Genomic DNA, 19,579 nt, shown 5'->3' on the forward strand with positions numbered 1-19,579 from the left:
CGTGTCAATCGGGCGAGGAGTGTCGACGGTTATTTTGTGTCGTACTTGCGAGGTTTGCCGGCACACACCGCGCTGGCACAAATCGAATACAGGAGCAATGGAGACAGGCCATACCATTGCGGGCAGCTACCTGCGTCCCGGGGAAATTGAAGCCTTTTCGCAGACGCAGTTTTGAAGAAGCGTGTCGAACTATCAAGGAGCACACTGCCGCCGGACTGCCCGTTCGTTTGCAATCCGCGTTGACTGTAACAAGGTCGGTTTGATAGCAATATCACCCGTTCGGGGGATACCGAAAAGGGAACCACTCTCAGGCCGACGAGGAGAAAATCTGAACTTACGCCGCCATATCCGGGTGTGCCATTACATGATCATGTAATGCAAAACACGGCCGCCGGTGGTTCCAGGTGACGATTCCGGCGGCTATAATTTTTTGTCTGCGCGAGCGCTTGAGAAGGACATTCAGCGAGATTGTCGTGGACGAGGGCTTTCACCAGCAATGGAGAGGTGCATGGAACGGCCAAGCGGACTGGTGTATGTGGTCGACGACGACAGACGGGTGCAGGAAGCACTCTCTGCGCTGTTGCGCGCAAACGGAAGAGACGTCCGCGCATTCAACTCGGGCGCGGAATTTCTGGACACGCCGCGTCAGGATGTCGTTGCGTGTCTGATCCTGGATTTGAGAATGCCGGGCATGAGTGGGCTCGAGGTCCAGAAGCTTGTCAGCACGGACTCGCAGATTCCCGTCATTTTCATTACCGGAAGGGGAGATGTGCCATCCACAGTCCTTGCCATGAAGGGCGGGGCTGTTGACTTCCTCACCAAGCCCCTCGATGAAGGTGTGTTGATGCGTGCAATTGACTCGGCCCTCGCACGCGCGCACGTTCTTCGCAAGGAAGCGGAGGATACAGCGGCGCTCCTGGCGCTTTATCAATCGCTGACGCCTCGTGAGCAGGAGCTGTTGCCGTTACTTGCAAGCGGCCTGCTCAACAAGCAGGCTGCGTCGGTACTGGGCATCACCGAATACACGGTGCAGGTACATCGCGGCCACATCATGAGAAAAATGCAAGCCGATTCATTTGCCACGCTGGTCAGGCTGGCGAGCAAATTGCAGCTCGAAACATCGGTGACGACCACGTTCGATGCATGACGCCCGCGCTATTTCTGTGTTGGACTTGATGACCCGGGGAAAAAAATGCCCACGCCTGCGGCGCGAACGGTTGCCGTGATTGATGATGATCGACGCGTTCTGACGTCTCTGGCGAACCTGTTGGCCTCGGGCGGTTACGAAACACGGGCCTACGAATCTGCACAGGATTTTTTTTCCGACGGCGACAAGGGTCTGGTATGTATTATCACTGACCTGGGCATGCGCCCCATTGACGGCATCCAGGTGCTCGACAGAACGGTTCATTCGGACGCAGCCACGCCTGTCATCATTATCACGGGCAAGCCGAGCGAACATACGGAAGACTACTATCTGCAGAAAGGCGCATTAGGCTTCTTCCGAAAGCCTGTCGACGGAGACGCGTTGCTGGACCTGCTGGATAGCATCGCCTGAATGGGTCAATGTTTAAAGTAAGTAAGCCGGCGTTATAAATGCATCGGGGTAGCTGCAAGGTGTGACATTGATTCCAACCGCAGGGACGACTTTGAAACGACAATTCCCCCTCGCAAGAGGCAGATGGCCAAAGAGATGGCCGCAGCGTGCAGTCGAGATAGCCATCGCCATGATGGCCGCCACGGGTCTCGTGTCAGGGTGCACGAATTCGCCTTCCATTGGCGTGCTCGGCGCGTACTTTCCGGACTGGCTGTTCTGTATCATCGCGGGCGTTGTGCTCACGGTCGTCATCTATCTGATCGTCAAGCGTTTGCAAGCCGACCATTTGATGAGACCTTCGGCCGTGGTGTATCCCACGCTGGTCGCTTTGCTGTCACTCGCTGTGTGGTTAGTGCTGTTCCAACATTGAATCTCTACAGGTAAATGAATGGCGACGACAGCCGGCAAGACATCGAAGAGAACATGGCCGGCCATTGTCCTGGTCCTGGTGACGCTGGTGCTGCTCGTCTTCGTCATCCGGCTGTGGGACCGCACGCCTCGCACCGATGACGCCTACGTCTATGCGGATACGATCGATGTCGTGCCCGAGGTCAGCGGGCGCATCGTGGAACTGCCCGTGCGCGACAATCAGGCGGTGAAGCAGGGCGATCTGCTGTTTCGTATCGATCCGCGTCCGTATCAGGATGCGCTGGCGCGAGGCAAGGCGTCCCTCGTCGCGCTCGATCGCCAGATCGAACTGACCCAGCGCTCGGTCAATGCACAGCAATACAACGCGGAGTCGGTGCGTGCGGCCGTCGAGCGCGCGCGAGCTGCAGCCAGCCAGGCGTCCGATACGCTGCATCGCATGGAGCCACTTTTGTCGCACGGTTATGTGGCGGCGGATGATGTCGACCGTGCGCGCACCGCACAACGCGCCACACAGGCGGAATTCAACGCCGCGCAACTGCAGGCGCAGCAGGCGGCAGCGGCGGTGAGCGGCGTCGATGCGCTGGTCGCCCAACGCGCTGTCGTCATTGCGGAGATCGCGACCGCCGAGCTGAACCTCGAATATGCGACCGTGCGCGCTCCGTTCGATGGCCGCATCGTGTCGTTGAAAACATCGACGGGGCAGTTCGCGTCGGCGTTGAAACCCGTCTTCACGCTGATCGACACGCGGCACTGGTACGTGGTCGCGAACTTTCGCGAGACGGAACTCGAGGGTGTCCGCACGGGCACGCCCGCCACGGTGTACCTGATGAGCGATACAGGCCAGCGTTTCCAGGCCGCCGTCGATTCGATCAGCTTCGGCGTCGCGCCCGATGAAGGCGGCCTTGCATTGCCCGGAGGGTTGCCGCGCATTCAACGCACGCTCAACTGGGTCCATGTATCGCAGCGCTTCCCGGTGAAGATCCGGGTCGATAATCCGAATCCGGAGCTGTTCCGCGTCGGCACATCGGCGGTGGCCGTGCTGTACCCCGGACGCGGCAATGATGGCGAGCGGCATTGAGGCGCCCATGACCATCGCCGACTACCTGCCGGTCACGCTATGTGATGCGGGTGCCTTCCTGAAGCGCGAGCTTGCGCCATTTCCCGGGCGGCTCAACGTGATGTTGCGCTGCATGTTGACGAGCGCCATCGTGATCGTTATCTCGATGACGCTTGAAGTGCCGGAGCTCGCGCTGTCGCTGCTGGTGGTGTTTTATGTCACGCAGTCGAACGTCGTGGTCACGCGGCTGGTCGGCTTGATGTTCATGGTCGGGTCGACGCTCGCCATCGGCCTGTCGATCCTGCTGCTGAAGTTTACGTTTGACTATCCGTTGCTACGCATCGTGATTGCGAGCCTGATGTTCTTCTGCAGCGTGTACCTGCTTCGCGTGCTCAAGATCGGCATTGTATTTTTCATCGTGGCGATCGTCGTGATCTACGTGCAGAGTTTCGTGGACCAGACTGACCAGGCCGAACTGCTGATTCGCGCGGTGTTGTGGGTGTGGGTCGCCGTCAACTATCCGATCGCGCTGACGCTCGTGGTGAACATGTTGCTGTTGCCTGCCGAACCTCAATTGCAACTCAAGGCGGAAATCCATCGGCAACTTGCGGCGCTGGAAACGCGCCTGACGCAACTGATCGATGGCGCGACGAGCGTTGCGCCAATCACGCTGGCGGCCGTCCAGCAAGGTGCACTCTCGCTGCAAAAGCTGCTGCGGTTCACAACCATGCGCGATGCCCGCTATCGCGAGCATCAGGCGGCGCAACTGGCGTGCATTGCGACCGTGTCGCGTTTGTATCGCGGTGCGAGTGAACTGCAGCTCAGTTGGCCGGGCGCGTCGGCGGTGCGGCTTGCGATGTTGCGGGAGCTGCGCGCGAACGTCCTGGCGCTCGACGAAGCGGTGATGTCGGACGAGCCGTATCGTTACGTGAACACGGCGACAGCTGATGAGCGCAAAGCCGCCGACACCATTCCCGCTGCCGGCGAATTGCAGAGGGCGCTGCATGCGTACGCGGATCTCGTCGCAAGCGGTGAGGAACCTGGCAAGCCGCCCGCGAGCGAGCCGATGGTCGCGCACGACGCATGGACCAATCCCGCCTATATGCGTTTTTCGCTGAAGACGCTGCTTGCCGTTCTCGTCTGCTACGTGTTCTACAACGCCGCGGATTGGCAAGGCGTGCATACGATCATGCTGACGTGTCTGGTCGTCGCGCTGCCGAGTCTCGGGGCATCGGCGCAACGCGCGTTGCTGCGGTTCTCGGGAGCCGCCATCGGCAGCGCGCTGGCGCTGTTCATGGTCGTGTTCATCATTCCGCATTTCGACGACATCGCCGGCCTGCTGCTGATCGTGTTGCCAGTCGTCGCGTTAGGGGCGTGGATACTGGCGGGTTCGGAGAGGATCGGTTATGCCGGTCTCCAGATAATGTTCACCTTCTCGCTTGCTGTGCTCGGAGAGTTCGGACCCTCCGCGAATTTGACTGAGATCCGCGACCGGCTGGTGGGCATTGGGCTGGGTATCTGCGTGGCGACCTTCGTGCAGATGTCGTTCTGGCGCGAGAGCGAGTGCGACGTGCTGCGGCAGAAACTCGCTACCCTGTTGCGCGCGATTGCCACGCAGTTGGGTGCTCCACGGGCCGGCGTCGACCAACAGGACGAGTTGTCCTCTGTGCAGCGGCAGTTGCAGGCGTGGGCCGTGTTGTCCGAGTGCGAAGCGACGTTGTCGCGCGTCGCGCTCGAGCCCAGTTGGCAGGAAGGGGAGCAGGAGCAACTGACAGTGCACGCGCAAACGGTTCTCGCGCAGGGGCGCGAAATCATGCTTGCCGGCGATGCGTTGCGCAAAGCGGTCGCGGCGCAAGCGGGATCGGTGAGCTCAAGAACGGTCGATGCAGTGCGCGCGGCGCAGGAACGGGCCTGTGCCGAACTCATGCGATACGCCGATGAGCTTGCGGCCAACCCGCCCGATGCGCACGCGCCGCGGCGCAGTGAGATCGCTACGCAGGTTGTTGAACCGAAGTTGGCCGACGGACCGCTCATTGTTGCAGCGGACGAACTGTCGCGGCAGGTCGCAGGGCTGCCGGATTGGCGCGTCGACGCAGCAGTTGCGGTGCCTGTTTCAGAGGCGGTACAGACATGAACGCACGATCGGGAGTGCGCAATTGGCGCTGGCGTGGATGCTTTTTATGCGTCGCATGGATATCGTCCGTGCTGCCGGGCTGCGCGCTGATCCACCACAACGGCACACCCTATACCGAGATCGCGCCTGCGCAGATCAATCTCGCCGACGACATCCATCTTGCGCGCGATGGCTGGCCCGCCGCCCGCTGGTGGACGCGTTATGACGATGCGCAACTCGATGCGCTGATCGATCAGGCGCTCGCCAATGCACCAACGATGGTAATCGCGCGCACGCGGGTCGCGCAGGCAAAGTCGGATGTCGAGCTGGTCACCGCGGGATCGAGCCTTCAGGTGTCCGCGCTGGCGTCGCTGGATCGCGAGCACATCTCGGCGAACGGTTTTCTCGGGCCGTTCGCGCAGAACGTACCGGCTGAGGGGCTGACGGGTCCGTGGTACACCGAAGGCATCGTCGGGCTGGGTGCAAGCCTGAACGTCGACATCTGGGGCAAGCAGCGCGCGCAGATTGCCGCGTCGCTCGGCGTGAGCAATGCGCGGCTTGCCGAAACGTCCGCGGTCGAACTCGAACTCTCGACGGACGTCGCGCAGCTTTACTACGGCATCCAGACGACTTACGCGCTCATCGATCTGCTGAACAAATTGCATGAGATAGCGGTGTTCGCGGTGCAAGCCCACGAAGCGCGAGCGGCACGCGGCCTCGAGGCGCGCACGCTGCTCGAAGAAGCCCGGGCGCAGCAACTGGGCATCGAACAACAGATCGTGTCGGCGCAAGCGCAGATCAGGCAGTATCGCGAATCGATGCGCGCGCTGGTCGGTGCAGGCCCCAACGGCCTGGCCGCGATCGCGCCGGTGGCGCTGCCGCGCTCGCAGGCGGCCTTGCCGGCGACGCTTTCGTACGAACTGCTCGCACGCCGTCCAGATCTTCAGGCGATGCGGTGGTATGTGGAGGCGTCGTTCGACAAGATCGATGCGGCGAAGGCGGCGTTCTATCCGAGCTTCGACATCAAGGCGTTCTTCGGTCTGGACGCATTGCACCTCGCCGACCTCTTCAAGCATGCAAGCCAGCAGATCAACTTCATTCCGGGGCTGTACTTGCCCATCTTCGACGGCGGCAGTCTCAATGCGAACCTGAGCGGAGCACGCGAGGGAAGCAACCTGTTGATCGAGCAGTACAACGAGGCCGTCCTCAACGCGGTGCGAGATGTCGCGCAGACGGGCAGCCGTCTGCAGGCCCTCGATGCCCAGACCGGGTTGCAGAAGCAACGGATCGAATCGGTTGCATTCGCGAGGGACAGTAGTGAAGCATCTTATCAACGGGGACTGACGAGCCAGCTCGCGGCGCTCGAAGCGCGCAAGCCCGTGATCGCGGAACAGGTTGCGCTACTTACGCTCAATGGTCAGACGCTCAGTCAGGAGATTGCATTGACGAAGGCGCTCGGCGGCGGTTATCGCGCCGATCCGCCCGTCGAACTGAAGCCGCGGTGACTGGCGCCGATGGGGTTCAGGACAGGATGCGCGTGAGGCGAGCGAAGAGCCTTGCCACCTTATTTCGCTCGCGCCGAATCCAACCTGATCCGTGAATGACGTGACCCACGGCAATTGGTATTTCCGATTTTCCGAGTTGGCGGCGATCAGTACGCTTTCGGGGGCCTGCCGCCAAACAGTTTGGACTGCAAATCCAAAGAGCGAACGGCGACCTGGTTTTCGGAACCTCCGGATATCAACTACGTGCGAAGGGAGCGCAAACCCGCACGGACCTCCTCGGCGAAAATTTGCGGTTGTTCCCACGCCGCAAAATGCCCGCCTTTTTCAGGCCTGTTGAAATAGATGAGGTTGTGATACGCCCGCTCTGTCCAGCTCCGCGGCGCCTGATAATTTTCACCAGGAAACGCACTCACGGCAGCCGGCACGGAGACGTCGGCGGCGGCGTAAAAGTTGAAGTGCGACTCCCAATAGAAGCGCGCTGCGGAGACCCCGGTGTTCGTGAGCCAGTAGAGCGTGATGTCGTCGAGAACATCGTCTCGTGTCAGCTCGCCCGAGGAGAATCCGTTGACCGTTCGCCCGTACACAGCCGACGTCATCGCCGCCGCCGGCTGGCCGTTGCCGTCGGGGTGATCGAGAAGCCAGCTTGCCAGCGCAATCGGTGAGTCCGACAGACCGTAGAGCGTCTGCGGGCGCGTTCCCTGTTCCAGCGCGTAGGCGCGCCGCTTCGACAAGCCGAGCAGTTGCTCGTATGCGTGCCTTTCTTCGTCCGTGAGGTTGGCCGGAGGCGGACTATTGTCTTGAAGCGCTTTCACGATCTCGGGCGGAAGCGTTGCCGGGAGATTGACGTGGATGCCCAGCAATTCCGGGGGAGCCTGCTTGGCCATCACGTTCGAAACAATCGCACCCAGGTCGCCACCCTGCGACGCAAATTTCTCGTATCCAAGGCGCTTCATCAGCGATACCCAGGCACGCGCGGTGCGTTCGGGACCCCAGCCGGCCGTGGTCGGTTTGCCGGAGAATCCGTAGCCCGGCAAGGACGGAATCACCAGATGAAAAGCGTCCGACGCGCTCGCGCCATATGCCGTGGGGTTGGTCAGCGGACCGATGATCTTGAACTGCTCGATGACCGAGCCGGGCCAGCCGTGCGTGACGATCAGCGGCATCGCGTTTTCATGCTTCGAGCGAACGTGGATGAAGTGAATATCCAGCCCGTCGATCTCGGTCAGGAAATTCGGCAGCGAATTCAGCTTCGCCTCGCACTTGCGCCAGTCGTAGTCGGTCGACCAATGGCGCGCGAGTTCCTGAATCATGGCGAGCGGGACACCTTGCGTGTCATCCGTGACCGTTTCGCGCTCAGGCCATCTCGTCGCCTTGATGCGGCGGCGTAGATCGATGAGTTGCGTTTCAGGCACGTGTACGCGAAGCGCACGAATGGCGCTCTTGTCGCCGCTCGTCGCCGGAGCGGCCTCGGTGATGGCCTGGTTCGTGTCTGCGAAAGCGAGCTGACTCAAAGAGCCCGCGGCAACGGCGGCTGCCGCAGCGCCAATGAAGCGGCGCCGCGACGGAGCCTGGGGAGTGGTGCTGTCTGACATAAGATATCCTGGTTAGCGGTAAAGCAAGCTTTTGTATTCAATGGCCACGTGAGGTGATGAACCATCGATGGCGGTTTTCAATTCGATGTGTGCCTGGCGTTGGCGGATTTGAATGCGAGGAGGTTCATGGTCCGTCGCCTCAAGCCGGGGCGGCAAAAATATCAACCTCCCTGCGTGAACTCCGCGGCATGCCGTTTCACGAATTCGAGCATGGTGACCGGCGTCTTGCCCGTGAGTCTGGACACGTCGTCTGTCATGCGGTCGTATCGGCCCTGCGCGTGAAGTTCGGCCATCACGGCGAGGTGATGGACAATATGTTCTGGCACCCCCAGTTCCCGAAGCTTGCTCGTCCACGCCGATAGCGGCACATTGCGATAGCGGATCGTGCGCCCGAGCGCCTCGGAAAAGACCTGCGCGTAGTGTTCGAGGTCGGCCGACTCGAAGCCGGTAAGGTTGTACACATTGCCGATGTGCGGCGCCGGATTGTCGAGAATCGCAGATACGGTTTGCGCTACATCGACTGCCGAGATGGGCGAAGTCCTGCTGCTGCCCAGCGGCAAAGCCAGTTCGTCGTTTTCACGTACGCCTGCAGCGGCGAGACGCAAAAAGAAACCTTCTAGAAAGACCGTAGGCCGCACCGTGACAACCGGCAGCCCCGACCATGCCAATGCCTGCTCCGCGAGCCAATGCAGCTTGTGCTGGGGGCTCTCGGTACTCTTCGTGATGCTCATCTCCGTCACGGTCATCTGCGACATGTTCACGAAAGCTTCGACGCCATGATGGCGCGCAACCGCGGCGGTGTTGACGGTGGCTTCGAGGTAGCTCGAGGAGATGGACATTCCAAAGTAGACCCGCGAGCAGCCTTCGATTGCCCTATGCATCGAGGTGAGGTCGGTGAGGTCGCCCTGGACGACCTCGGCGCCGAGCCCACGCAGATCTTCTGCGCGTTGATCTTCGCGGCGGACCAATGCGCGCACCTTATGCCCCTTGGCAATCAGCATTGCGCTCACGTTGCGGCCGATAGCACCGATATCGCCGGCCGCCCCGGTGACGAGAATCGGGCGTTCGTTCACTGTGTTAGTGGTCATGTCGTTTCCTTTTTCAATGTGTTCAAAAAGGCGGGAAGATGGATGCCTGCGAGGCCATGTTGGCCTCGCACTCTGACGGCGTATTCGTCTTCATGTACAAGTGCATACATCGATGTCAGTAAGGTCCTCTCAGTCATCACGGGTTATCCCCTTGCAGGAAGTCGTCCATCGTCCTGGTGACGAACCCGGGTTGTTCTTCCTGTATGAAGTGGCCGCTGTTTTCTACCTTCACTGCGGTGAGGTTCGCCGCCTTCTGCGAGACAACCTTCTTCATCCATCCATAGGCCGGGCCACCCATCATGAGTACCGGCATCTCCAGCGTGCCGTAGCTTTTGTTGTCGCTCACGTCCTGCGTGAGGGTCTGATACCAGCCATTGCTTGCGCGAATCGCGTCGGCGCTGTTGTATGCGCGTTCATACACCGCGCGGTCTCGTGCATCCACTGCGTGCTCGTCCACCAGGAAGTATTTGAAAAGCCAGTCCTGCTCCACCCGGATGTGGCCGGCCAGAAGCGCCTCGGGCAGCCCGTTGACCTGGTTGAACGCGAACCACCACAGGTAGGGACGCGACGAGCCCAGCTTGTCGCCGAAGGCGCCTTGCGCGGGCAGTAGCGGGAACGTCAGCAGGCTGTCGTCCGGGTGCGGCAGCTCCATCATCACCAGCTTGCCGGTAGCCTGCGGATAGTTCTCCGCGTACGCGAACGCCACTGCCGAGCCGATGTCGTGCCCTGCGATGGTGGCCTTTTCATAGCCCAGCGACTCGACCAGCGCGTGGATGTCCGCGGCCATGGATTTCTTGTCGTAACCGCTCGCGGGTCGGGACGAGGTGCCCATGCCGCGCAGGTCCACCGCAATGACGGTGTGTTTTTCGGCGAGCGCCGGCATGATCTTGTGGAAGGTCCACCACGTTTCGGGCCAGCCCGGCAGCAACACGAGCGGGTCCCCCTTGCCGCCAACCACGTAGTGCAGGCGTACGCCATTGACCTCGGCGTAGCCGTTCCTGAATCCTGGCAACGACTTCACCAGCGCCGCATCCGATACGTCGGCGGATTTCGCGTTCGCGGTCCTGTGCACGCTGATCGCATCAGCGCGCGATGGAACGCTTGCCTGCGCGTCATTCACGAAAGGTGTCATCAGGAATGTGGCAAAGACGGCTGCAACGGCGGCCCTCACCGCGCCTGTCTTGACGAGCGATTTCAAGATTTATCTCCACAAATATAGATGTTCAACGAAAGGGTTTCAACTCGATCCAAGTGCATTGGAATCAAGCGGACATTCTCATGTAGTTAGGTAACCGTAATGAAAAAATCGTCAGGATATTGCTGGTCGTTCGACTTAGGGTGCTTGGCGTGTATAGCGCGCTCGTGAAAGTTCGCGGCGGGTGTACGGTCGATCATCAAGCTGAGGAGTTCGGGCCGGTTGTAGTGGCCCGCTGAATCCATCAAGAGCTTGCGCCGGTCGATCAGGCTGAAATCGAGGTCGGCGATAACCTCGCCTTCACCCGAGCGCAGCGGTTCGCCGATCAACATGCCGTCCGGGGTCACAATGGTGGTGAAGCAACCGCCCGAGATCGGACCTATTGCGCAGCCTGTGTCCTTCATGATCTGCGCCTGCTGGTCGGCGTCCAGCCAGGCCGTTGCGTTCACGACGAAACAACCGGACTCGAGGGCATGCTGGCGGATATTGATTTCCATGCGTTGGGCAAACCCCTCCCCGAACGCAGAACCTGGATACATGGCCGAGTGGATCTGCTCGCCGTCGGCAATCATCGCGTAGCGCACGAGCGGGTTGTTGTGCTCGAAGCAGGCCAACTGACCAATGCGGCCAACCTTGCTGTCGACGGCGCGCAGGCCGGACCCGTCGCCTTGGCCCCAGACCATGCGCTCGAAATGCGTAGGTGTGACCTTGCGCCGGCGCTGGATCAGGCTGCCGTCCGCATCAAACAGCAACTGCGTGTTGTAGATGGTTCCACCGTCACGCTCGTTCACGCCGATGGACACCACCATCCCCGCTTTGCGGGCGGCCTCGCCAATCGCGTCCGTAGCGGGGGACGGCACCGTCACCGACTGTTCCAGCAGCCTCAGATGCTCGGTTCCCGACAGAAGCTCGATGCCCGTCTGGACTGCGGAGAAGTACGGATAGTAGGGCACCACGGTCTCCGGGAACGTGGCGAACTGCACACCTTTCTGGCCGAGCTCATGGATCTTCTGCACAACCTTTTCGACGGTTGCCTCGCGGCTGTAGAGCACAGGGCTGATCTGGACTGCGGCGGCTTTGACGACTTTCATTGCAAACTCCTTGAATGGTAAGGGCGCGCACGACGCGCCTTTGTTTTGTTGCATTTGCAACATCGATTGAAAAAATCAGGACATACGGTGGGGCAACGCGCCGGCGATATCCATGAGCGCATTGGCGCCGGCCTCACCCAGGAGGGCTTCGGCTTTTGTTTGTGCGACCGACCATCCTGACGCTGCGCTGTGAAGCAATTCCTTGCCTTGCTCGGTAAGCGAGAGGGGACGACTGCGGCCATCATTTCCAACGAAGCCTTCGCCAACCCAGCCCTGCGAAATGAGAGGTTGCAAGTTCCTCGTCAATGTCGACCGGTCATGATGATTTCTGCGCCCAAGATCCGAGCGGCTCAGCGGTCCAAGTTCCATGATGAGTACGAGCAATGTGAACTGGGGGGAGTTGATGCCGAACGGCCGCAACTCTTCATCGTAGATCGCGGTCAAGACTCTGGAGATCTGTCGCGTGCGCGTCAGCAGACAGTTCCGCGCGATCTCGTTGCTCACTCCACGATCGCGGTGCGTTGAACATCCGCGCTCGTACTCGTTCATATGTTGCATATGCAATATCGGCTGGCAGATTTGGGCCATGTCGGCTCACTCCAGTTGATGCGTTGCCGGTTAAATGAATAGGTGCTTAAGCGCAGGCCACCCGCTTTGCTATTTGCCGGGAAACCGCTGCGGCCTGCGCTCAACATCCGATGGACGTATTGGAGCGCCCGCCTGTATCTGGTTTGTGTCCGGACGGAGTGGTTTGTGTAAGCGCCGGTATCAACGCAGCAAGCAGATACATAGCGATACAAAAGAGAACCGCGACCGTGCAAGGGTCCGGCGAAAGTGCCGGCACAGAGGGCGGCAACATGAAGCCACAGCCCGATTGGTCTTACGTAAACATGTGCCTGAACGCTTTGATGTAAATCCTTCGTTCGTCGACTATCCGTGACGATCAGGCAAAAACGAACGGCACGCTTGCAAGCCATGCGCTTCGTGTAAGTTGAAAATGAACTGCCGACGCTATACGCTTTTGAGATGTCGCAGACATGCCTCAATGAATGCCATGCAGCGGGCTACCTTCGCTGTAGATCATGTGGTTCGACGTGCCCTTGTCTGATCATTCAATGGAGAGGAACCTGACATGAACGCCACACAGACGCACGCAGAAGCCGCAACGGCCGGGAAAGGAGCTCAGCCTCTCGACATGAAACTCGAGGTGCTTGTCATCCCCGTTTCGGACGTCGACCGCGCGAAGCAGTTTTATGCGAATTTAGGTTGGAGGCTCGACGTTGATATCGCGAAGGATGAGCAGTTTCGCGTGGTGCATTTCACGCCCCCGGGCTCGCATTGCTCGGTCCTCTTTGGCAAAGGTGTCACGACGCAAGAGCCAGGGTCGGGGCAAGGGTTTCATCTCATCGTGTCTGATCTGAACGCAGTGCGCGCATCGCTGGTCGGTAAGGGCGTTGAAGTGAGTGAAATTTTCCACGACATCGGTGGTCTATTTCATCATGCAGGTACAGAAGGACGCGTGAGTGGCCCGCATCCGGAGGGTCAAAGCTATGGTTCGTTCGCCGCGTTCAGCGATCCGGACGGAAACGGCTGGATCTTCCAGGAAGTCACGACAAGACGTCCCGGAAGAATTAGCGAGAGCGATACTTCGTTTAGCTCATCTTCCGAACTAGCGGGTGCGCTGCGCCGCGCTGCGGCCGCGCACGGCGAGCACGAGAAGCGGATCGGCCACCGCGACGAAAACTGGCCGGACTGGTACGCCGACTATATCGTTCGCGAGCCGAAGGGTGGGCTGCAGTCGACATAGTTAAATGAAAAGCCGCCCCGTTGTCTCGCATACTCGCTTGCAACGGGTCGTAGCCCCGCCGTCGCGATCGAATGCAGGTCCAACCCGACAGTGCATCGAAACGGGTGAGCGGAATGTTCAGTCGAGAGTGTTCTTCGGTGCGCGTGCAAATCGCGTTTGATATTCGCCCGGCGAAAACCCTGTCTTGCGCTTGAACAGCTGCCGAAACGTGCTGATGTCTGAATAGCCGACGCGCTGGCTGACCATATCGAGGTCAATAGGCCTTGATTCCAGCAACTGCCTGGCCACTTCAATACGCAGGTTCTGGAGATACGCCAGGGGCGCCAGGCCGGTTGCCTGCTTGAAATGCCGGTTGAGCGTCCGTTCGCTGACCGCAAGCGAGGCGGCGAGTTCATCGAGCCGGAACCCCTCCTCAAGTGCGGCTTCCATGCGCTGCTGAGCGCGCGCGACGAGCGGATCGGAATGGCCGTGTTCGTCGAGAAGTGTCGCGTAGGATGCCTGGGAAACCCGGTTCATATCGATGAGCAGCGACTTGGCGGTTTTTACAGCAAGCTGCTCGCCTGCGAACATGTCGACGAGCCGCACGGCGATGTTGAGATACGAAGTCACCGAACCGCCGGAAAGAATGCCGTCTCCCCCGGTCAGGATTTCACGCGCCCGTAGCTCGACGAGCGGATACCTCCGCGCGAAGTCGTTGGCCTTGGCCCAGTGCGTCGTCGCGGCCCGGCCATCGAGCAGGCCCGCCTCGGCGAGCAGGTAATTGCCGGTGCAGTAGGTCGCGAGCACTGCCCCGGCCTTGCGTTGGCGCCGTAGCGCAGACGACAGCGCGATCAACTGCGCCCGGCGGCCAATGAACTCGTCCATGTCGGCGAAAAAAGGGGCGGTGAGCAGAATGGCATGCGCGCGTTTGCGCGAATCGATTTTTCCGTCCACCGAAATACTCTGACCCGATGACGCCGTCACAGCTTGCCCGTCCAGCGATTCCACGCGCCATGTGAACAGCGGCGCAGGGACGCGCGAAGGCGGGGACTCGCGCGCAGCCAGATGGTTGGCGGCATTGAAGACGTCGATGGGTCCCGCGACACCGGATGCCATGATGCCGTCGTAGACCCAGATGCGGATAGTGATCATGGTTGGATCGCGTGCGCGATTGTCTGATATTCCTCGAATAATGGCGATACTGCCACTTCCCGGCATCCCCGTAAAGTCCGATCATCGTTGCAACCAAACACCCGATGAAGGAGCAACACCATGCCAATGATCGACGCACTGTGGCCGGAAAACGCCTTGACCCCCGAGGCCGAGGCACGTCTGGTCAAAGAACTGACTGACATCCTGATCGAAGCGGAAGGGTACGATCCGCGCAATCCGGTTGCGCAGGCCGTGACCGTGTTCCATCTCCATCGCCCGGCAGCAATATTCGTCGGCGGCGAACGCGTGAACGTCATGCGCTATCGCATCATTCCTTCGGTGCCAGAGGGGCAATACACCGGCGAGTCGCGCAAAGCCTTGGTCAAGGCAGTCACGCAAGCGGTGGCGCGGGCAGAGAACCGGCCCTTCGAAGAGGTCTCGACGCGCGTCTGGGTGTTCCCAACCGAAATTCCTGATGGCGCCTGGGGAACTCGCGGCGCCATTTGGACGCTCCCCGACATTCATGCACTTCTGGCCGGTGAGCCCGAACGGAGCGTAGGCGTGGAGCGGCTCGCACGCAGACGGCGCGAAAAGGCACGCATCACGCTTGAAGCAGCGCTTGATATCTCGGGCGCTGGGGCCACAAGGTCGTAGCAGAAGTACACCTATCCCACGCCGCGGGGTTCGTGAGATCGCCGCGCGCGTGCTGACAACGGTTAATACAACCGATGGAGAATTCAACATGAAGTTCAACGATACGGCGCCCGTCCTGGCTCCCGCGGGCAGTCCGCCACGCTGGCTGACCACGCTAGCCGACAATGCAACGCTTGAAGCAACCGTCCTGAAGCGTCCGGTCGAGGGGCGCGCCGACATCCTGTCCGTGATCAGGCATGCGGTTTCACTCTACGAGTTCCAGCATCACAGCTACAAGGGCGAGACGGGCAACGGACTCTACATGGAGTCCTATCGTGCGCAGATCCAGGGTGTGCCAATCGAAACCCTGCTTGTGGCTCACTTGAACGAAGCGGGTGAAACGGATTCCGTGGTGATCAACCATCGTCCTCTGAATGCGGCGATGCTGTTTTCCAAACTGATGTGGGAACACGTTGACGAGCGGTTCCGCGAGCTCTATCTGAGCGGACCGGAAGCCGCTGCCATCAACGCAGCTTCTGGCTCGAGTTGATTGTTTGGCCGCCGGCCGTCGATGGTCGAAAACCAAAACAAAGGAGCGGTGACGAATCAACAAGCCAATATCGGCGTCGAGCGAACGGCTTGCCCCCAATTCCAACAGTTCGAGCGGCCGGTGTTCGTTGAAAAGCCGCAATCGGCTACTGGCTAGTTTGCTGCGCTGCCTGTTCGATCAGCGCCGCGACTTCCCGCGGATGGGATTCAAACACCGCATGGCTCGCACCGGCGACCTCGACCGTAGTTGCGTGTGCGCGAGCTGCATACATGCGCTCGAGATCCGGATTGATGATCTTGTCGGCCTTCGCGACCATGTACCAGCTCGGCTTGTTCTTCCATGCCGGATCGGACACCTGGGCGGAGAACTCGGATGCCGCAAGCGGTATCTGTGCATGGGCTTCGAACTCGGCCTGAGCCCGGGGCAGGTCGGGTGCGAACTGCGACGGATAGTCGGCCGGTTTCAGGTAGACAAAATTATCCGGAGTCCCGACGATGGAGATGGGCCCGCCCGGGAACTTCTTGCCGTTGTCCGCCATGGTTTCACCGGCGTCGAGCGCATGCGCGGCGATATAGACGAGCGACTTCACGTGATTGTCGTTCCCGGCTTCACTGATGATCGCGCCGGCGTAGCTGTGGCCGACGAGTACGCAGGGACCATCGAGGCTCGCGAGCACGCGTTTCGTGGCGGTCACGTCATCGTTAAACGATGTCAGCGGTTGTTGCACCAGTGTCACGTGGTAGCCATCTTTCGTCAGGATGTTGTAGACAGGACGCCAGCCTGCGGCATCGGCGAATGCACCGTGAACCACCACGATGTTCTTCACGGGCGCGGCAAAAGCAGGCGCGGCAGCAGAGCTCAGCAGGCACAGTGCAGCGGCGGCTTGCGCCGCGGCAGACCGTAACGCGGGAAAACGCATGGTCAATCCTTGAATAGAGAAAACGGAAAAAATCGATGAGGATTATTGAATGAATGGAAAAGAAGATCGCAATGTCAACGGCGCGAAGCGGCTTGTGGCCGCTGCCCCGGTCATCCGCGATCCTATGCGAGCGGGCAGATCACCGCCATGAGCGGCCACAGTGGACCGGCTCCATGCGTTAGAACTGCGGCGCCAAACCGTCCTTTTCGACAAACAGCACGTGTGCGTCATAAACGCCGCTCGCACCCGGCGTCACCACGATGAACACTTTCTTGCCTGCCGTCAGATCCGCCTTGCTGGCCGGAACCGGCGTCACGACAGGCACGTTTTCCGGTACCGTCACCGTGCTGGTGCCCCCCTTGTACGACAGATTCAGTTCGCGGCCAGTCGTGCCGGTGACAACCGACACCACGTTTGCATTCGTCATCGTGCTCTGGGGACCGAAGTCATAAGCGAAATGCCCTTCGGCCGTACCGCGCGCCGCTTCAGGAAAAACGATCATCGAAGTGGCCGTCAATTTCCCGTCGCTGCCCGTGATCGCCGGCGTGCCCACGTACGAACCGACCTTGGCGTCGGTGAGCTTGGCGGGCTTGAAAGCCGACACTCCGACGTCAGGCTTGACATCGACAGACACGGTGTCGCCGCTGTTGCGGTGCACGGTCAGCACTTCGCCTTTGAACGACACGATATCGCCACGGATCCGTTCCGGTTTGACGTCAGGCGTTTGCGCGAAAGACACGCTGGACAACGCAAGGGCAGCGAACAAAACACCTACTTTGAAATGAATCGACACGAGTTGCTCCATCTACATGAATGCGATTGAATCGGGACGCCAGATGCCGGCGGATGTCACAGTTGCCTGAGATAGTCCTTCGGCGCCAAGCGTTGTGCGCTGCCGGGGCGCGAACCATTCAGGCCAGTTGGTTCTTCATGGCCAGGACGTCGATCGGCTCGATCGACGGGGGGCTTGCCAGCATCTCCTCGGCGCGCGCCATCAGTGCGTTGGCCATGCTGCCGGCCAGGTGTGCCTGGCGATCTTCTTCACTCTTGAAGGCGTCGAAGACGCCGAAGGTCGTCGGAGACAACTTGAGGGCGAACCAGATCGGCGTGGTCGCTTCCCGATTGGTCATCTCAAGGCCGTCAGTAAGAAAGTCTGCTAACGCCTGCTCCTTTCCCGGTTTGGCTTCGAGTCGGACAAAAAAGGCGTGCGTGATCATCTTTGTTCTCCAGTGTCTGCGTGAGGGGTTCACGCGGTGAGCCACACTGTACAAACAGAGTGCATTGACGAATACTGTCTCAATCGACAATCTTGGTATCAATCCAGCCATGCGAATTTTTGTCCTCGCGCTCGAGGGAGTGTTCGACACGGGTCTCACCACCGTGCTCGATAGTTTGACGATGGCCAACAGCCTTGGGCGCGCGACGGGTGTGGCCACAACGGGCTTCGATATCACCGTGGTCGGCATGCGGCCCGAGGTGCATACCGAGCTTGGGCTGCGGGTGCCCGTGCGCGATATGAGCGGCGCTGCCGCGCCGGATTGGGTGGTGATGCCGGCGATCAACCGCATGTCGGGCGAGGCGCTTGTGCCTGCGCTGGGACGCGAAGACGTGGTCGATGCGCTAGGTGCGCTGCGCTCGTGGCGAAGTGGCGGCGCCCGCGTGGCAGCCGCTTGCACGGGTACGTTCGTGCTGGCTGAAAGCGGCTTGCTCGACGGTGGCGAAGCCACGACCACCTGGTGGCTCTCGCCGCTGTTCCGGCAGCGTTACCCGCACGTCCACCTGGATGCGCATCGGATTGTCGTTCCCAGCGGCGGTGCGGTAACGGCAGGGGCGGCGCTGAGCCACCTCGACCTTGCGCTCTGGTTGATCCGCAACAATAGCCCTGAGCTTGCGGCGCTGGTCGCGAAGTACCTCGTATTCGATACGCGGCTGTCGCAATCCGCCTATGCGATCTCCGATCATCTTTCCCATTCGGACCCGCTCGTCGAGCGCTTCGACCGCTGGGTGCGTGAACATCTCGACGCGGCAATCTCGCTCGACGTGGTCGCCGATGCGTTGGCGACCACCACCAGGACATTGACGCGCCGTCTTAACGCGGTGCTTGGCAAGACACCCGTCGAATACATCCAGGATTTGCGGATCGAGCGCGCCGTCCATCTGCTCAAGACGACCAAGCTCACCGTCGACCGCATTGCCGAGCAGGTCGGGTATGCGGACGGCCACACGTTGCGAACGTTGCTGCGGCGGCGCATAGGTAAGGGAGTGCGCGAGTTGCGGGCGCCATGAGGCGTTGTCTGTGGAAACAGCGCGCTAGTAAAGTGAGCGCATTTACTGCTCACATTGCACGTCCTGCTTTCGTACCACGATAATCACCGGGTAAGTCCCGTGCTCGAGTTCCACGCGCGCGACCACGGCCATGGTCGTGCTGTCGATATCGTCATATACGCTGACTTTTTCATGGCTAAGGTTGGTGACGCCAATACAGCCGGACGTGCGGCCTTCGTCAGACACCTTGCATTGAAGCGGGTTGTCCGTCACGTAGCGATATTTGTCTCTGTCAGGGGTCGCAAGGTATTCACTAAAGCTCTGTGCCGACCCGCCGACGCCGGTGACATTCCCAATGGCGCACTCCTGTTTGGGCGTGTCGCTGCCCGCGGATGTCTGGGCTGTCGCGGCCGTGCTTGCGGCCACCATGAACGTCGCGAGTGTCAATGCAAGGAGGTATTTCATGGCCTGAATCACGGTTATCGGATGGAAGTGCTGGATTGTAATGGCACTCGGCCCATGGAGTCTTAAGGCGCAGAACCGTTGCTCTTGCCAGGTCCGGAGCGTGGTTCAGCGGCGGCGACGGAAATCCGGCGCTGCGAAAGGTACAGGCGGCACCTTCTTCGCATCACGGGCACACGGTTTGCGTGGGGCTGGAGAGGAGTGG

Annotated in this window: 20 protein-coding genes; 10 read left to right on the plus strand and 10 right to left on the minus strand. The window is 60.4% G+C overall.

The annotated features are described in order from the left end of the window. Nucleotides 1-508 precede the first annotated feature (508 nt). From ACSOSP_RS02880 to ACSOSP_RS02905, 6 genes are all read left to right on the plus strand, one after another. Nucleotides 509-1,147: a response regulator transcription factor gene (locus tag ACSOSP_RS02880; protein ID WP_455309458.1), complete on the plus strand. Its 639-nt coding sequence runs from the start codon at nt 509-511 to the stop codon at nt 1,145-1,147. Between the two features lie 45 nt (nt 1,148-1,192). Further along, a complete protein-coding gene (locus tag ACSOSP_RS02885) occupies nt 1,193-1,558 on the plus strand; it encodes a response regulator (RefSeq protein ID WP_455309460.1) in 366 nt (121 codons plus the stop codon). 169 nt (nt 1,559-1,727) lie between these two features. After that, nucleotides 1,728-1,967 carry a YtcA family lipoprotein gene (locus tag ACSOSP_RS02890; RefSeq protein WP_031359667.1) on the plus strand — a complete coding sequence of 80 codons (240 nt, stop codon included), beginning with the start codon at nt 1,728-1,730 and terminating at the stop codon, nt 1,965-1,967. Between the two features lie 18 nt (nt 1,968-1,985). Next, the gene (gene mdtN / locus ACSOSP_RS02895; protein WP_455309461.1) at nt 1,986-3,044 is read left to right on the plus strand and encodes a multidrug transporter subunit MdtN; all 1,059 of its coding nucleotides are present in this window, start codon (nt 1,986-1,988) and stop codon (nt 3,042-3,044) included. 7 nt (nt 3,045-3,051) lie between these two features. Next, a complete protein-coding gene (locus tag ACSOSP_RS02900; RefSeq protein ID WP_455309462.1) occupies nt 3,052-5,157 on the plus strand; it encodes an FUSC family protein in 2,106 nt (701 codons plus the stop codon). Continuing rightward, nucleotides 5,154-6,641 carry an MdtP family multidrug efflux transporter outer membrane subunit gene (locus tag ACSOSP_RS02905; RefSeq protein ID WP_455309463.1) on the plus strand — a complete coding sequence of 496 codons (1,488 nt, stop codon included), beginning with the start codon at nt 5,154-5,156 and terminating at the stop codon, nt 6,639-6,641. Before ACSOSP_RS02900 ends, ACSOSP_RS02905 begins: the two co-directional genes overlap by 4 nt. A 239-nt stretch (nt 6,642-6,880) precedes the next feature. Here ACSOSP_RS02905 and ACSOSP_RS02910 read toward each other — a convergent pair whose 3' ends face one another. The 5 genes from ACSOSP_RS02910 to ACSOSP_RS02930 all read right to left on the minus strand — a co-directional run bounded on the left by ACSOSP_RS02910 (nt 6,881) and on the right by ACSOSP_RS02930 (nt 12,195). Continuing rightward, the gene (locus ACSOSP_RS02910; protein WP_455309464.1) at nt 6,881-8,233 is read right to left on the minus strand and encodes an epoxide hydrolase family protein; all 1,353 of its coding nucleotides are present in this window, start codon (nt 8,231-8,233) and stop codon (nt 6,881-6,883) included. A gap of 161 nt (nt 8,234-8,394) precedes the next feature. Next, the gene (locus ACSOSP_RS02915; RefSeq protein WP_455309465.1) at nt 8,395-9,321 is read right to left on the minus strand and encodes an NmrA family NAD(P)-binding protein; all 927 of its coding nucleotides are present in this window, start codon (nt 9,319-9,321) and stop codon (nt 8,395-8,397) included. 136 nt (nt 9,322-9,457) lie between these two features. After that, nucleotides 9,458-10,519 carry an alpha/beta fold hydrolase gene (locus ACSOSP_RS02920; RefSeq protein ID WP_455309466.1) on the minus strand — a complete coding sequence of 354 codons (1,062 nt, stop codon included), beginning with the start codon at nt 10,517-10,519 and terminating at the stop codon, nt 9,458-9,460. An 86-nt stretch (nt 10,520-10,605) separates the two neighbouring features. Further along, the gene (locus ACSOSP_RS02925) at nt 10,606-11,607 is read right to left on the minus strand and encodes a carbon-nitrogen hydrolase family protein (RefSeq protein WP_455309468.1); all 1,002 of its coding nucleotides are present in this window, start codon (nt 11,605-11,607) and stop codon (nt 10,606-10,608) included. A 75-nt stretch (nt 11,608-11,682) separates the two neighbouring features. After that, nucleotides 11,683-12,195, minus strand: a complete 513-nt coding sequence (locus tag ACSOSP_RS02930; protein ID WP_455309469.1) for a MarR family winged helix-turn-helix transcriptional regulator — start codon at nt 12,193-12,195, stop codon at nt 11,683-11,685. A gap of 607 nt (nt 12,196-12,802) precedes the next feature. Here ACSOSP_RS02930 and ACSOSP_RS02935 point away from each other — a divergent pair. Further along, nucleotides 12,803-13,414: a VOC family protein gene (locus ACSOSP_RS02935; RefSeq protein ID WP_455309470.1), complete on the plus strand. Its 612-nt coding sequence runs from the start codon at nt 12,803-12,805 to the stop codon at nt 13,412-13,414. A gap of 117 nt (nt 13,415-13,531) precedes the next feature. Here ACSOSP_RS02935 and ACSOSP_RS02940 read toward each other — a convergent pair whose 3' ends face one another. Then, entirely contained in the window at nt 13,532-14,545 is a 1,014-nt protein-coding gene (locus ACSOSP_RS02940; protein ID WP_455309472.1) for a GlxA family transcriptional regulator, read from the minus strand. A gap of 120 nt (nt 14,546-14,665) precedes the next feature. Here ACSOSP_RS02940 and ACSOSP_RS02945 point away from each other — a divergent pair, with 120 nt between their 5' ends. Both ACSOSP_RS02945 and ACSOSP_RS02950 read left to right on the plus strand, forming a co-directional pair. Then, nucleotides 14,666-15,199 (plus strand): tautomerase family protein, encoded by a 534-nt coding sequence (locus ACSOSP_RS02945; RefSeq protein ID WP_455309473.1) that lies wholly within the window; start codon nt 14,666-14,668, stop codon nt 15,197-15,199. 88 nt (nt 15,200-15,287) lie between these two features. Beyond that, on the plus strand, nt 15,288-15,728 hold the full coding sequence (locus ACSOSP_RS02950; RefSeq protein ID WP_455309474.1) for a hypothetical protein: 441 nt from the start codon (nt 15,288-15,290) through the stop codon (nt 15,726-15,728). Nucleotides 15,729-15,873: 145 nt separating this feature from the next. On the opposite strand, the gene ACSOSP_RS02955 is transcribed toward ACSOSP_RS02950, so the two are convergent. The 3 genes from ACSOSP_RS02955 to ACSOSP_RS02965 form a co-directional block, all read right to left on the minus strand. After that, entirely contained in the window at nt 15,874-16,647 is a 774-nt protein-coding gene (locus ACSOSP_RS02955; protein ID WP_455309475.1) for an alpha/beta fold hydrolase, read from the minus strand. A gap of 178 nt (nt 16,648-16,825) precedes the next feature. Further along, nucleotides 16,826-17,440 carry a hypothetical protein gene (locus tag ACSOSP_RS02960; protein ID WP_455309476.1) on the minus strand — a complete coding sequence of 205 codons (615 nt, stop codon included), beginning with the start codon at nt 17,438-17,440 and terminating at the stop codon, nt 16,826-16,828. Between the two features lie 118 nt (nt 17,441-17,558). Then, nucleotides 17,559-17,864 carry a putative quinol monooxygenase gene (locus tag ACSOSP_RS02965; RefSeq protein ID WP_455309478.1) on the minus strand — a complete coding sequence of 102 codons (306 nt, stop codon included), beginning with the start codon at nt 17,862-17,864 and terminating at the stop codon, nt 17,559-17,561. Nucleotides 17,865-17,973: 109 nt separating this feature from the next. On the opposite strand from ACSOSP_RS02965, the gene ACSOSP_RS02970 reads away from it, so the two are divergent. Continuing rightward, entirely contained in the window at nt 17,974-18,933 is a 960-nt protein-coding gene (locus tag ACSOSP_RS02970) for a GlxA family transcriptional regulator (RefSeq protein ID WP_455309479.1), read from the plus strand. A gap of 42 nt (nt 18,934-18,975) precedes the next feature. On the opposite strand, the gene ACSOSP_RS02975 is transcribed toward ACSOSP_RS02970, so the two are convergent. After that, nucleotides 18,976-19,377: a hypothetical protein gene (locus ACSOSP_RS02975; protein ID WP_455309480.1), complete on the minus strand. Its 402-nt coding sequence runs from the start codon at nt 19,375-19,377 to the stop codon at nt 18,976-18,978. Between the last annotated feature and the right edge of the window lie 202 nt (nt 19,378-19,579).

The organism is Caballeronia sp. KNU42 (assembly GCF_053760385.1).